The following is a 13922-nucleotide window of genomic DNA, read 5'->3' on the forward strand; positions in this document are numbered from 1 at the left end:
ATCTGTTAACCAGTCTGATTATAAACACAATTAACCGGCAATTACCTGCCTGTTGCCATACATCTTTTCATAATAGCTGCTGTACTCACCGTTAATAATATTTTTCCACCATTTACTATTTTGAAGATACCATTTTATGGTCATCCTTATTCCTTCATCAAATTTAACTTGTGGCTTCCATCCAAGTTCCCTTTGGATTTTCGATGAATCGATGGCATATCTAAGATCATGACCTGGCCTGTCAGTAACAAAGGTAATAAGAGAGTCTGGTTTTCCAAGTTCCTTTAAAATTGTCTTTACAACCTCAAGGTTAGTCCTCTCGTTATGTCCTCCTACATTATATACCTCACCTTCGGTACCTTTATGTATAATGAGGTCAATTGCACTACAATGATCTTCGACATAGAGCCAATCTCTTACATTTTCACCTTTACCATAAACCGGTAGGGGTTGATCATTAAGAGCCCGTGAAATCATAAGTGGAATAAGTTTTTCCGGGAAATGATATGGACCATAGTTGTTGGAACATCTGGATATTGTTACAGGAAGTTTGAAAGTCCTATAGTATGATAGTACCAGCAAGTCAGCAGAAGCCTTTGAAGCAGAATAGGGTGAGGATGTATGTATCGGACTTTCTTCAGTAAAGAACAGGTCAGGTCTATCAAGAGGAAGATCGCCATAAACTTCATCTGTCGAAACTTGATGATATCTTTTTATCCCGTATTTACGACAAGCATCCATAAGTACCTGTGTCCCAAAGACATTAGTTCTCAGGAATATGCCAGGGTTCTCAATAGACCTGTCAACATGAGATTCAGCTGCAAAATTAACTACAATATCAAATTTTTCTTCTTCAAATAAATCAAATATAAACTCCCTATCAGCAATATCTCCTTTTACAAATTTAAAATTAGGGTTGTCCAACACAGGTTCTAATGTAAATAAATTACCTGCATATGTAAGTAAATCTAAACATACAATTCTATAATTTGGATACTTCTTTAACATATAAAATATAAAATTGCTACCAATAAAACCAGCTCCACCAGTAACTAATAAATTCATTGAACTGTCCCCCTATTCATTATATTCAAAATTATGATCACTATCTTTAAGTAAAGGTGCTTTTAAATCTTTTTCTGAAAGAATAGGATTATCAATTCCCCAATCTATTCCTATATCAGGATCATCATATCTAATACTGCGATCATGCTCTTGAGAATAATATTCGTCTACTTTATATTGTACTTCCACATTATCTGTTAATGTAAGAAATCCGTGTGCAAAACCCTTTGGAATTAATAGCTGCTTTTTGTTTTCCTCTGAAAGCTCAACAGATATCCATTGTTTATATGTTGGTGAACCTTTTCTTATATCTACAGCCACATCTAAAATTCTACCCTTTGTACAACGAACAAGCTTTGTTTGAGCTATAGGATTAATTTGAAAATGTAATCCTCTTATAGTTCCTTTTTTAGCCGATAACGAATGATTATCTTGAACAAAATCTATATCTATTCCATTTTTTTTAAATTTAATTTTAGAGTAACTTTCCATAAACCAACCACGATGATCTCCAAAAACTTTAGGTTCTATAATGTATACTCCTTCTAACTTAGTTTTTATTATTCTCAAAATATCACCTCAATTTCTAAGTCAACCTTATAGTTTAATATCTAATTTTTCCTTCAGCTACCTTTGTAAGGTGTTGACCATAAGGAGACTTGCCATATCTGTTTGCTGATTCTAATAGTTGTGCTTTTGAAATCCACTTATTTATATATGCAATTTCTTCAAGAGCAGCTATTTTTATTCCCTGTCTTTTCTCAATCATTCTTACAAACTCAGCTGCCTCAACAAGGGTATCCATAGTACCAGTATCAAGCCAGGCAAAACCTCTTCCAAGAAGTTTTACATCCAAATCCCCTTGTTCTAAATATAACTTATTTAAATCAGTTATCTCCAGCTCTCCTCTTGCACTGGGTTTTAATGTTTTTGCATATTCAACCACACGATTGTCATAAAAGTATAAACCTGTAACTGCGTAGTTTGACTTTGGATTTTTAGGCTTTTCTTCTATTGAAATAACTTTGCCATCATCATCAAATTCAACAACTCCAAATCGTTCGGGGTCATCAACATAATAACCGAAAACAGTCGCCCTCCCTTTATTTTCAACTGCTTCTTTTAAAATCTTTCCAAAGTTATTGCCATAAAAGATGTTATCTCCAAGAATTAAAGCGCAGTCATCATTGCCAATAAACTCTTCGCCAATAATAAATGCTTGAGCAAGTCCGTCTGGTGACGGCTGTTCTGCATAAGATAAATTAATGCCAAATTGACTACCATCCCCTAATAGTCTTTTAAAGTTTGGTAAATCAACAGGAGTTGATATTATTAAAATATCTCTAATACCAGCTAACATCAATATAGATAATGGATAATAAATCATAGGTTTATCGTAAACAGGTAGAAGCTGTTTACTTGTTACCATTGTTAAAGGATAAAGTCGGGTTCCTGAGCCACCAGCTAGGATTATCCCTTTTGTTTTTTTTATCATTAACATCTACCTCCTAAATCAAATCGTCAATAATCTATAGAAATGTCTTAATCTATTATTGCATTTTCAACAAATTTTACATATCTTTTACCCCATACTTGATATGAATAGTTTTTTTCTATCCTGTCTCTTCCTTTAGAGCCTAGCCTAATGCGCATATCTTTGTCTTCTAATAATGTTTTTAGATACTCATACCAATCTTCATGGTCCTTTGCAATAAATCCCGTTTCTCCGTGTATAATAATTTCTTCATTGGCTGGTGAAGATGATGCTACTACTGGTAAAAAAGATGCCATATATTGAATACATTTAAAACCACATTTACCACGTTCCCATAATGTGTCCTCTAGTGGCATTATTCCTATATCACTGGAATATAAATATTCAAATTCCTTATCTTCAAACCACTGTAAACACTCTATATTGACTCCTTTGATATCTATAACACTACCTATTACTCTTAATTTAAAATTAAACTCTTTGCTCAGCTCAATTAATACTTGTTGTACAGTATATAAATATTTAACTGTAGATGGAGAACCTATCCAAACAATAATTGGTATATCATTAATCCTCTTTCGAATGTTTTGGATTGAGTACTTTTCCATATCAACTACTGTTGGTAAGTATTTTAACTTGCCTTGGGTTATTTCCTGCCAGTACCACTTATTACCCACTGTTGTTAATATAGCACTTCTAGATAATTTATTTATCTTATTACCTAGCAATATTCTTTTTATAAAATTGACTTTATATCTAGTACTTATAGCATCATCAAAATCTAACGTATATCTACTACCCACCAAAAGCATTCTTTCTATAAAATATGGAAAATATGGGAATAATTCTTTTTCGATTATTAATACATCATATTTAGCCTTATATAGTAAAAGATATTTAACTCGATTTAAAATATCTGTTAGTATTTTTATATAATTTTTAGATTTTTTCTTATATAAATTACTAACATATCCATCATGAAAGAGAGGCTTTATTGTTATCTCATATCCCGCATTTTTAAAGTATTTTATATAGTTGTGTGTTCTATATCTAGAACTAGGTCCTTCTTTGTGGTATTTAGGAAGAAAAAGTATTCTCATATTATCATCCTTACTATATTAGGAATATCTTTAATTAACATTCTATACGCTTTTATAACCTCTCTAATATCTTTTAAAGATAATCTCATTATGCCTAATCCTATTCTTGACATTGGCTCGATAAATAAAGTAGCCAAAAATAATATTATAGCAGACCCTAAACTAAAATGTTTAAATCCATATAGAATCCTGCTTCTAATTGAATAAAATAAACGTGTAGCTTTTACTTGCTCAGAAGTCCCTCCACCTTTATGAAAAGCTTGAACATTTGCTAAATACATGCTTTTGAATCCTATTTCTTTTACGCGATACGATAAATCTACTTCTTCAAAATATACAAAAAATCGTTCATCGAAACCACCCAATATTTCAAATAAACTTCTTCTAATCAGAAAAAATGCACCTATAACTTGATCAACTTCTAAATTTTTCTTATGATCCCATTCTAACATGTGATGGTTTAAGTTAGGAAATAGCTTATTAATTAGAAACATCTTTGAAATAAAGTATTTTGTTCTAGGAAAACGAGAACATGTACGTGTAACTTTTCCGAATTCGTCTATAAGCTGAATACCGCATATTCCAACATCTGTATTCTTATCATCTTGCATAAATTTCATAGGAATATTTAAAGATTCCTCATATAATATAGTATCCGGATTTAAAAACAATATGAAATCTGAATTACTTAATTTTGCTCCCTGATTGCATGCTGTTGCAAATCCTAGATTTGATTTGTTGCGAATGATTTCTAACGGAATATCTAATTTTAATAAATTTTTCAGAGAATCATCAGTTGAAGCATTATCGACTACAATTACCTTGTTCAGCTTAAAAGATTCTTTATTAGTATTTTGTATAGATTCTAGACAATCATAAAGTTGTTTTCCTGCATTCCAATTAACAATAATAATATCTAATGTCTTTTTCATTCTAATCCCTCAATTATTTATTAGTTTTTGTTTGATAACTAAGTAATACTATAACTACAAGAAACCTTTATTTTACTGGTTTATAGATTAGGATTTTATTTTCTTTTAAAAAACATTTAAATCAATTGAGGATATTTCATAATTCAAAAATCAAGAATGTGGATAACATTTGCTAAAATAACTGAAAATGTGCAAAAAAAGGGTAGACTATCCCTGCAATAGATAGTTATCCACAATTATGAAGTTTCTAAATTAATGAAATATCATCTCCTGTTCTTTGATAATTAAATTATTAAGCTGCAATATTTTTTGATTGTTCTGCTTTTGCAATTCTTGCAGCAATAATTGCAATGCAGGTCAAGTCCACAAATACTTTTGCTTTTTTTAATCCTGCTACTCGTAGATTATTCAAAGCATAGTTTTCTTTTCCATTACCAAAGAAACGTTCAACAGATGTTCTTTCGTCATATAGATTATCCCATGCTTCTGTTCCTCGTAATGGATAAGAAATAAACCTTGGATTGTCTTTGATTTTAACCTTGCCAACATACCCTGATTTTGCAGTGGTACACCAATTTGAACCCATAGGACAATTAGCTTTTCCGCAAGTATGAGGACATAATAACCGAATGGTTCCATTATCATTGCCGCCATTCACATATGGAAAATTCATGGTGCAAACAAGTTGACCTTCCCAGTTGATGCCTTCAGGCGGAATTTTTGTATTTCTCCAATTAATGGATATGATGGCTTGAGCACCAAGCAATATGGCATGCTGATAGATGGCTGGTGTATCATAGCCTGTATCCATAATGTAATATGATGGTTTGAATAAGTTTTCATAATCTTCTTTAAGCTTATTCATGAGTGGTATTGCCATTACCATATCTGCTATATTTGCAGGGGTTATGATATACCCTAATGGTATACCGCTTGTTGTATCAACTACGGCGTGCATCTTCCAGCCAAACCATTTTATCATATTACCGTTGGTATCTTGCTTGGCACCCCAGTGAGGAAACTCAGGATTGTTTTCTGGTATCCTCGATTTTGGTATAGCATGCTCAAAAGCATCAATTTTTGATGCATCAATAGAAACGTGAGTACCATCAATAAGTCCCAAGGTTTTAGCTCTACGTACCATTCGGTGAAAAGTCTTTTCAAGCACATTTGTTTTAGAAAGCTTTTCAATAAATCTTGAAAAAGTTGCTGCACTGGGTGTTTTACCAACAGCATCAAAACCACAGGTTACTCTTAAAACAGGGTCGGTTTTTAACCTTTTAACCAATGCCTTAACGGTAGGAAGTTGTTCAATCTGCATTGCAAGCAAGGCATTGAGCAAGCTGGAATATGAAAAACCTTTAGGACCTCGCTTGCTGGCATCAATTTTAAAAGCTTCAAGCATAATTGAATAATCAACAAATGTTAAAATAGCTTGTAATTTTGTTAATGGTTGAATTTCTAAAATTTGATCTAAAGTAAATAATGTTGTTTGCCGATACATAATTCGTAGTTTACTCCTTTCTGTGGATTATTTGGACGAATTATTTATCGGATTGGGGTAAACTATTTTTTATACCCTTTTCTAATCCTTTGATTTCAAGGGTTAGAAATTATGAAATTAACTCAATTAATATAAACATATATAATAGAAAAATGATAGAAAAATGCCTATTTTATATTTTGATTTCTCTTAGTTTTTTCTTTTGATAATATATCTCTGAAAATATCTTTAAAATGATAATAATAAATGCATAATATATCCAACTTAAATACTTAAACGTATATTCAAAAAAAGATATTATTAAAGGAAATAATAGAAGACTATAATAAACACTTATCAAGAGATTAGCCTTTCTCACTTGAATATAAAGTAGCTTATAAAAAATTCCTAAAAATAGTGGGATAAAAAACACTCCAATAATACCAAAATCTAAGTATGGATCGCTTATTACAGTAAATACATTAAAAGCGTTTCGTTCTAAGAAAATAATCTCAGCTTTTGGCACAATTCTCTCATTAGTAAAGATATTAAAAATCTTTATTATTGGATAAAATACATTTTTTCCTTTTCCATGTCCTGCATAACTTAAAATATATTTGTCAAAAGCTATTATTGGATATCCCAAATAACTCATAAATGTTGATATAAAATTCTCTTGAATTTTTCCTGTTGCAATACCGAATATCCAAAAACTGATTATTAAAAAAATACTTACTAATATAAACGGTTTGGATTTTATTTTCGATTTTTTCTCAAAATATCTGTAACGAATGAAATAACTTGCTAAAATACTAATTATAGCGGCAAACAAACTCGTTCTTGCCATTGTAAATATACTAGAAAAACACCATATCATAACTAATAAGACTAATTTGTTTCTTTTTATATTCCAAGATTGATTATTTATAATTGCTAGTAAAGTAGCCACATGAAAGAATAAAAATAAATGCTGCCCATAAAGAATTTTCCCCTCTACAGTATTAGCATATCTTAGATTAAAAAAATAACTTCCTGGACCAGTTATCGCGTATCTAAATGCAAAAAAAAGATCTATGAAAAAACCTATTAAACCAATAATAAAAAATAGTTTTATAACTGTTATATATATATTGTTATTATGGATTGCGTTTTGTTTGCTATAGTCACTTCTTTTAATAAATATTAATGACAAATAGAAATAACCTATCATAAATGATAGTATAGCTAACAGATATAAAAGATACGTCTGATTGTTCAAAACAGGTATTGATTTATATTTGTAATAGTAGAAGAAATAACTCAAGTAACCAATGCTTAAGGATAGTACATATATATGCACAGGATTTAAAAAATCCCTAATTCTAATAGAATATATAACAGTTAATATATAAATAATTAAAATTAATACTAATGTTATTTCCGCCATTTAACAACATACCTCTACTTTTCTAATTTAGTTAAAAAATCTACTTAATATATTTTTAACTTAAATTTTTAGCTAATATTGAGAGCCTATCTATTTTCACAATTACTAGACATTACATTTTACTGTAATATTCTCTATACCAACTAATAAATTTATCTATCCCATCGATAAGATGAACCAAGGGGACTGTCTCTGAAACTGCTAAAAAAGTACTTGTTTTGAAAAAATACTAACGAAGTTATGCGAGTTTCAGGCCTCAATTTTCAGAAAAACATGACTTTTTCAGTGGTTTCGGCTTGTTTCGCTGGTTTTCTGCGATATTATTCATAGTGGTAAAGATTTTTCTATTAATTTTTCAGCTCCTCCAGAATCTAAATTGTTTATAATATGAAGTACTTTCAAATATATCACCCTTTAAGTTTACTTAGCTTTAAAATTTGAACTTCGTCATTTAATAAAGTAGCTTTAATCTATTTTAAATCTTATCCATATACCACTTAACAGCCTCAGTAAACCCTTTAATAAAATCCCAATCTGGTTTATATCCTAATAGTTTTTCTGCCTTTGATATATCCGCCAAGCTATGTTTAATATCCCCTGCACGTGGTGCTACATACTTAGGTTTCAAATTAGCGCCTAAATGCTTACACATTAAATTATACATCTGATTTACAGTAAATCTTTCACCATAGGCAATGTTATAAGCTTGTCCACAAGCTATTTTTTGTGCTAAACAAGATTTTAGATTTGCTTCAATGACATTTTCTATATATGTAAAATCTCGTGATTGTTCACCATCCCCATATATTTCAACTTGTTCTCCATTTTTCAATGCTTTAATGAACTTTGGGATTACTGCAGCATATTGTGAGTATGGATCTTGCCTACGTCCAAATACATTGAAATATCTTAATCCTATACATCCTAAACCATAGACTTCTGTATAAAGCTTACCGTACTGTTCATTTACCTTTTTTGTTAGAGCGTAAGGCGATAATATATTTCCTTCCTCACCTTCTACTTTGGGAAGTTTTTTTGAATCTCCATAAACTGACGAAGATGAAGCATAGACAAACCGTTTTATTCCTAATTGTCTAGCTGCTTCCATCATATTAGAAGTACCTTTAATGTTATTATCCTCATAAATTAATGGCTCTTTCATCGAACGTGGAACTGATCCTAAAGCAGCTTGATGGAGTACATAATCAATTCCATCGCATGCCCTTAAACAAATTTCAAAATTCCGAATATCTCCTTCAATAAATTCATAGTTAGGATTATTAAGAAACTCTTCTACGTTTTCTTTTTTGCCTGTTGAAAAATTATCGAGGCCACGAACTTGATAACCCATATTAAGTAATGCTTCAACAAGATTAGAACCAATAAATCCTGCAGCGCCTGTTACTAAAAACTTTGTTTCCTTAGGAAAAATAACATTTTCATATCCCATCTTACAGCCTCCAGTATAAGTAGTTCATATCCTCTGCTTCCTTGCGATCAAAAATTCCTTTTACATCAATTAAAACTTGTTTGCCATTATCACAATTATTATCTAATATTGCTGCTACTTCTTCTAATACTTCATTATTTTGTTCATAATAATCTTTATACAACTCTTTTAAATCTTCTAATTTAATGTTTGTAAATTCTTCATGGGCTACAGCAACAACTACTGCATCAACATCTTTAATTTCTTCTATGTTGTATAACTCTATTCCATATTCTTCTTTTACTTCTTTTTGATCTGCTACAGGGTCTACTACTTGAACTTCAACCCCATATTCTTTTAGTTCTTGTATAATATCTACAACCTTAGTATTACGACTATCAGGGCAGTTTTCCTTGAAGGTAATGCCCAGTATTGCTACTTTAGCTCCTTTTATTTGTTTATTGGCTTGTATCATTTTTTTTACTGTATTTTCTGCTACATATTTACCCATATCATCATTAATCTTTCTTCCAGCAAGTATTATCTGTGAATGATATCCTATCTGCTCTGCTTTATATGTAAGATAATATGGGTCAACACCTATACAATGTCCTCCAACAAGACCCGGGCTAAACTTTAAGAAATTCCACTTGGTTCCTGCAGCCTCTAATACTGCCTTTGTATCGATTCCCATTTTATTGAATATAATGGAAAGTTCATTCATAAATGCAATGTTGATATCTCTTTGAGAGTTTTCGATTACCTTTGCTGCTTCGGCTACCTTTATACTTTCTGCTCTGTGCACTCCAGCTTCAACTACCATTTCATAAACTTTAGCTATTTCCTCTAATGATTCATCATCCATTCCGGATACAACTTTAACTATGGTTTCAAGTCTATGAGCCTTATCACCCGGATTAATTCTTTCAGGAGAATAGCCTACTTTGAAGTCCAAACCACATTTTAATCCTGATTCTTCTTCTAATATAGATACGCATATATCCTCTGTAACTCCTGGAAATACTGTAGATTCATATACTACTATAGAACCTTTAGTAAGATTTCTTCCGACAGTCCTACTAGCCCCTATTACAGGTCTTAAATCAGGAGTTTTATCAGGATTTATTGGCGTTGGTACTGCCACAATATGAAATTTAGCCTCTTTTAAATATTTTTCTTCCCAAGTAAAAAATGCAGTAGTTTCTTTTAAAGCTTTATTTCCAACTTCATTTGTTACATCTATTGCTTTTAAATATTGCTCTACTTTTTCTTTATTTATGTCAAATCCTATAACAGATGCTTTTTTTGCAAATGCTATGGCTAAAGGCATACCTACATAGCCTAGACCTATTACTGAAATTTTTTCTTTTCTGCTTTTTATTTGCTCATATAAATTCATTTTTGACACCTCTTGTTCAAGATATCGTTTATAACTTTCATATATTCATTTATAACTATATTTCTATCAAATTCAGCTTCAACTTTTTTTCTAGAATTTATACCCATAAGGTCTTTTTCTTTACTATCTAATCCTATAAATTGAATAAGCTTATTTTCTAATGATACTGCTGACCTAGCTTCAAACAAATAGCCATTATATCCATCTTCTATAATTTCTTTACATCCTGGTATATTAGAAGCTATAAGGGGTTTGCCCATAGCTGCTCCTTCTAATAGGACATTTGACATCCCCTCATGATATGAAGGATTTACTATACAATCTGCTTCCCTAATTTCGTTTCTTACATCATTGGATATTCCGAGATATTTTATTCTGGAATTTTTATTGTTTAAAATAATATCTTTGTATTTTTCTTCCTCAAATGAACCTAATATTTGAAATTCAATATTCGGATATTTTTTAGTTAAAATTTCTGCTACTTCAAGATATTCTTCTATTCCTTTTTCTTTCATTATTCTTCCTATGAATAAAAATCTGATTATTCCATCTTGATTTTCTTTTTCCATAGGCTTGAATTTATCAATATTAACTCCTGAACCTGGTATTATTTTTGTTTTATCGTGGTCTACCATTTTATTTGAAACAAATAATGAATAGTTGCTTTCATTTTGGAAAAATACAAATTTTGCTTTTTTACAAGCATATTTATATAATCTAATAACTATATGTCTTAAATTTGCATCAGTCAGGGATGTTCCTATTCCAGTTATATTCATCATTACAGGCTTTTTTTGTCTACTCGCTGCATATGTACCATATATATTAGGTTTGATTGTATATGTTAAAACAACATCCGGATTTACCTCTTTAAGTATTTTTTTATATTCTTTAATTAACTTTAAATCTTCAAAAGGGTTTATTCCTCTTCTATTAATGTGGGTGTGTATATATTTAGCTCCCGATTCTATAATTAACTTTACTTTTTTATCTTCTATTGTTTCAGGTAGTGAAAAGAAAACTTCATTACCTCTATTTATTAATTCTTTTATCAATTCAAATCTAAAATTATATAAACCTACTGCATTATTAGCTAATATTAAAATCTTCTTCATCTTACCACTCTATTCTTGTATATTCTTAACCTCTCTACCACTATCTCCACATCTTCATCTGCTAAATTACTACTACAAGGCACATTTATCAAATTCTTTTCATAATAATACGCCTTTTCAATCTTATAAGCCTGATTCTCCATATACGGCTTTTGCTTATGTATTAATCCCCAAAGAGGTCTTGTTTGAATATGGTTATCATTTAACTTTCTTAATAGTTCATCCCTATCCATTCCATATTTCTCTTTATCTACTATCACCGAATAAAACCAGTGGTTTGCCCTTGTGTCCGACCTAAAAGATAATAAAGTTAGACCTTCTATGTTTTCTATGGCTTCTTTATACAACTTATAATTTCTAATCTTGGTTTCAATAAAACCTTCTAATCTATCTATCTGGTCTACTCCAAAGGCAGCCTGTATATTGGTCATACGGTAATTATATCCCACTTCATCATGGATGAAGTATAGTGGGTCTGTTTTGGCTTGGACAGATAAAAAAGCTACCTTATCAAGTAACTCTTTATCATTAGAAACTACCATTCCACCGCCACCGGTGGTAATAATCTTATTGGCATTGAAGGAATATACGCCTATATCTCCAATAGTCCCACAATACCTTTCTGCATATTTACCCTCAAGATAATATGACCCAATGGCTTCTGTAGCATCTTCTATTACTCTTAAATTGTATTTTTCCTTAATCTCCATTAGTTTTTCTATATTTGCCGGGTTACCGAAAACATGAACAACTATAACTGCTTTTATTACTTTATTAGTTTTTTTATTCATCAATTTTCCATCAATATAATAACACTCATTTTCTAAAAATTCTTCCAGCTTGTCCATATCCATATTGAGGGTATCGTCACAATCCATAAATACGGGTTCTGCTCCCACATATCTTACAGGGTTTACTGCTGCTATAAATGTTACTGTAGGAACAACGACTTCATCACCCGACCCTATTCCAAGGACTCTTAATGCAAGATGTAGTCCTGCTGTACCGCTCTGGCAGGATACTGCCTTTTCTACTCCTACATATTTGGCTGTCTTTTCTTCAAATTCTTTTATAAATCTTCCTCCGGTAGATACCCAACCTGTTTCTATAGTTTCTTTGATGTTTTTTAGGATGTCTAGTGAAAGGTTTGGAACTGAAAGAGGTATGACTTTATTCATTTTGATCACTCCATACGTTTTTTAAAAACTGCCGGTACTCCTGCAAACATAACATTGTCAGGAATATTTTTAGTAACTGCTGCTCCAGCTGCAATAATTACGTTTTTGCCAATTGTAGTATTATTTGCAACACTTGATCCAATACAAACCCAAGTACATTTACCTATATTTACTGTACCTCCTATATGTACACCTGGAGATATATGTACACCATCCTCTAAAGTACAATCATGGTCGATGCTGGCTGAAGTGTTTATAATACATCCTCTTCCAATATTCGTGTTGGCATTAATTACTGCCCCTGCCATAACAACTGTGCCTTCATCAATATTGCTTGTTTTACTAACAAAACTAAAAGGATGAATAATAACTGGTATAATAAATCCTGCTTTAGATAATCGTTCAATCCACTCTAGCCTTAATTTGTTATTTCCAATGGCTACAAAAATATGTTGAAATTCTTCTCTAAAAGACGTATAGCTATTTAATTTTCCAACAATAGGTATTCCTGCCACTTCTTCAAGTTCTTTTCTATCATCTAAAAATGCTATTTGTTCCCATTGTCCAGTCGCCAACGCTGTTTCAGCAATAACTTTCCCGTGACCGCCTGCACCTAAAATTAATAGTTTAGACATTTCATTACCACCAATCAAAAATTCACCTGATTTGCTTCTTTATTAAGACTTCCCACAAACAAAGGCATCGTATCCCTTTGAGAATTATTTATGCCTTTTCTACTTAGAACATTGTATATTGTCATAAATAATATTTTGAAATCCACCAAAAAAGATTGATTATCCACATACCAAATATCAAGCTTAAACTTTTCTTCCCAGCTTATTGCATTTCGCCCATTAACTTGAGCCCACCCGGATATCCCTGGTGTTACTTCATGGCGTCTCATCTGTTCTGGAGTATAAAATTCAAGATACTGAACTAACAAAGGCCTCGGCCCTATAAAGCTCATCTCTCCACGAATAATATTAAAGAGTTGCGGAAGTTCGTCTATACTTGTTTTTCTTAAAAATGAACCTACTTTTGTCATCCTTTCCATATCAGTAAGGGGTTTACCATCCTTTTCAGTTTCAACTCTCATGGTTCTGAATTTATAAACTGTAAAGATTTTAGCATTCTTTCCTGGGCGTTTCTGCTTAAATAGCACAGGTCCCTTTGGATCTTCCAACTTTATAGCTATTGCTGCTAAAAGCATAATAGGAGATGTTATTATTAGCAAAATCACTGCAAACACAAAATCCAACACTCTTTTTACGTATTTTCTATACATTGCTTTTTAACCCCC

At 31.4% G+C, this 13922-nt stretch carries 13 protein-coding genes; all 13 read right to left on the reverse strand.

The genetic code is table 11. The annotated features are described in order from the left end of the window. Nucleotides 1-30: 30 nt before the first annotated feature. Complete coding sequence (gene rfbB, locus CIB29_RS10090; protein WP_094549329.1) at nt 31-1065, reverse strand: dTDP-glucose 4,6-dehydratase; 1035 nt, start codon at nt 1063-1065, stop codon at nt 31-33. A 12-nt stretch (nt 1066-1077) separates the two neighbouring features. After that, the gene (gene rfbC / locus CIB29_RS10095; protein WP_094549331.1) at nt 1078-1635 is read right to left on the reverse strand and encodes a dTDP-4-dehydrorhamnose 3,5-epimerase; all 558 of its coding nucleotides are present in this window, start codon (nt 1633-1635) and stop codon (nt 1078-1080) included. Between the two features lie 34 nt (nt 1636-1669). Then, the gene (gene rfbA, locus CIB29_RS10100; protein ID WP_094549333.1) at nt 1670-2560 is read right to left on the reverse strand and encodes a glucose-1-phosphate thymidylyltransferase RfbA; all 891 of its coding nucleotides are present in this window, start codon (nt 2558-2560) and stop codon (nt 1670-1672) included. A gap of 47 nt (nt 2561-2607) precedes the next feature. Continuing rightward, nucleotides 2608-3660 carry a glycosyltransferase family 4 protein gene (locus tag CIB29_RS10105; RefSeq protein ID WP_094549335.1) on the reverse strand — a complete coding sequence of 351 codons (1053 nt, stop codon included), beginning with the start codon at nt 3658-3660 and terminating at the stop codon, nt 2608-2610. Then, a complete protein-coding gene (locus CIB29_RS10110; RefSeq protein ID WP_094549337.1) occupies nt 3657-4592 on the reverse strand; it encodes a glycosyltransferase family 2 protein in 936 nt (311 codons plus the stop codon). Before CIB29_RS10110 ends, CIB29_RS10105 begins: the two co-directional genes overlap by 4 nt. Before the next feature lie 292 nt (nt 4593-4884). Further along, nucleotides 4885-6096 (reverse strand): transposase, encoded by a 1212-nt coding sequence (locus tag CIB29_RS10115; protein ID WP_094549339.1) that lies wholly within the window; start codon nt 6094-6096, stop codon nt 4885-4887. A 172-nt stretch (nt 6097-6268) separates the two neighbouring features. Beyond that, nucleotides 6269-7501, reverse strand: coding sequence for an O-antigen polymerase (locus CIB29_RS10120; RefSeq protein WP_094549341.1), 1233 nt, complete (start codon nt 7499-7501; stop codon nt 6269-6271). A gap of 475 nt (nt 7502-7976) precedes the next feature. Then, nucleotides 7977-8951 (reverse strand): SDR family oxidoreductase, encoded by a 975-nt coding sequence (locus tag CIB29_RS10125; protein WP_094549343.1) that lies wholly within the window; start codon nt 8949-8951, stop codon nt 7977-7979. A 1-nt stretch (nt 8952) separates the two neighbouring features. Then, complete coding sequence (locus tag CIB29_RS10130) at nt 8953-10329, reverse strand: nucleotide sugar dehydrogenase (RefSeq protein WP_094549345.1); 1377 nt, start codon at nt 10327-10329, stop codon at nt 8953-8955. Next, nucleotides 10326-11444, reverse strand: coding sequence for a glycosyltransferase family 4 protein (locus tag CIB29_RS10135; RefSeq protein WP_094549347.1), 1119 nt, complete (start codon nt 11442-11444; stop codon nt 10326-10328). Before CIB29_RS10135 ends, CIB29_RS10130 begins: the two co-directional genes overlap by 4 nt. After that, on the reverse strand, nt 11441-12622 hold the full coding sequence (locus CIB29_RS10140; RefSeq protein WP_094549349.1) for a LegC family aminotransferase: 1182 nt from the start codon (nt 12620-12622) through the stop codon (nt 11441-11443). The genes CIB29_RS10135 and CIB29_RS10140 overlap by 4 nt, the downstream gene beginning before the upstream one ends. Before the next feature lie 5 nt (nt 12623-12627). Then, complete coding sequence (locus CIB29_RS10145; RefSeq protein ID WP_094549351.1) at nt 12628-13257, reverse strand: acetyltransferase; 630 nt, start codon at nt 13255-13257, stop codon at nt 12628-12630. A gap of 14 nt (nt 13258-13271) precedes the next feature. Beyond that, the gene (locus CIB29_RS10150) at nt 13272-13907 is read right to left on the reverse strand and encodes a sugar transferase (RefSeq protein ID WP_094549353.1); all 636 of its coding nucleotides are present in this window, start codon (nt 13905-13907) and stop codon (nt 13272-13274) included. Between the last annotated feature and the right edge of the window lie 15 nt (nt 13908-13922).

It is taken from the genome of Petroclostridium xylanilyticum, assembly GCF_002252565.1.
Classification (GTDB): Bacteria; Bacillota; Clostridia; order SK-Y3; family SK-Y3; genus Petroclostridium; species Petroclostridium xylanilyticum.

Excerpts from the sequence above, each read along its gene's own strand:
- rfbB (WP_094549329.1), bottom strand. The coding sequence starts at position 1,065 with ATGAATTTATTAGTTACTGGTGGAGCTGGTTTTATTGGTAGCAATTTT.
- rfbA (WP_094549333.1), bottom strand. The coding sequence starts at position 2,560 with ATGATAAAAAAAACAAAAGGGATAATCCTAGCTGGTGGCTCAGGAACC.
- CIB29_RS10105 (WP_094549335.1), bottom strand. The coding sequence starts at position 3,660 with ATGAGAATACTTTTTCTTCCTAAATACCACAAAGAAGGACCTAGTTCT.
- CIB29_RS10110 (WP_094549337.1), bottom strand. The coding sequence starts at position 4,592 with ATGAAAAAGACATTAGATATTATTATTGTTAATTGGAATGCAGGAAAA.
- CIB29_RS10115 (WP_094549339.1), bottom strand. The coding sequence starts at position 6,096 with ATGTATCGGCAAACAACATTATTTACTTTAGATCAAATTTTAGAAATT.
- CIB29_RS10120 (WP_094549341.1), bottom strand. The coding sequence starts at position 7,501 with ATGGCGGAAATAACATTAGTATTAATTTTAATTATTTATATATTAACT.
- CIB29_RS10125 (WP_094549343.1), bottom strand. The coding sequence starts at position 8,951 with ATGGGATATGAAAATGTTATTTTTCCTAAGGAAACAAAGTTTTTAGTA.
- CIB29_RS10130 (WP_094549345.1), bottom strand. The coding sequence starts at position 10,329 with ATGAATTTATATGAGCAAATAAAAAGCAGAAAAGAAAAAATTTCAGTA.
- CIB29_RS10135 (WP_094549347.1), bottom strand. The coding sequence starts at position 11,444 with ATGAAGAAGATTTTAATATTAGCTAATAATGCAGTAGGTTTATATAAT.
- CIB29_RS10140 (WP_094549349.1), bottom strand. The coding sequence starts at position 12,622 with ATGAATAAAGTCATACCTCTTTCAGTTCCAAACCTTTCACTAGACATC.
- CIB29_RS10145 (WP_094549351.1), bottom strand. The coding sequence starts at position 13,257 with ATGTCTAAACTATTAATTTTAGGTGCAGGCGGTCACGGGAAAGTTATT.
- CIB29_RS10150 (WP_094549353.1), bottom strand. The coding sequence starts at position 13,907 with ATGTATAGAAAATACGTAAAAAGAGTGTTGGATTTTGTGTTTGCAGTG.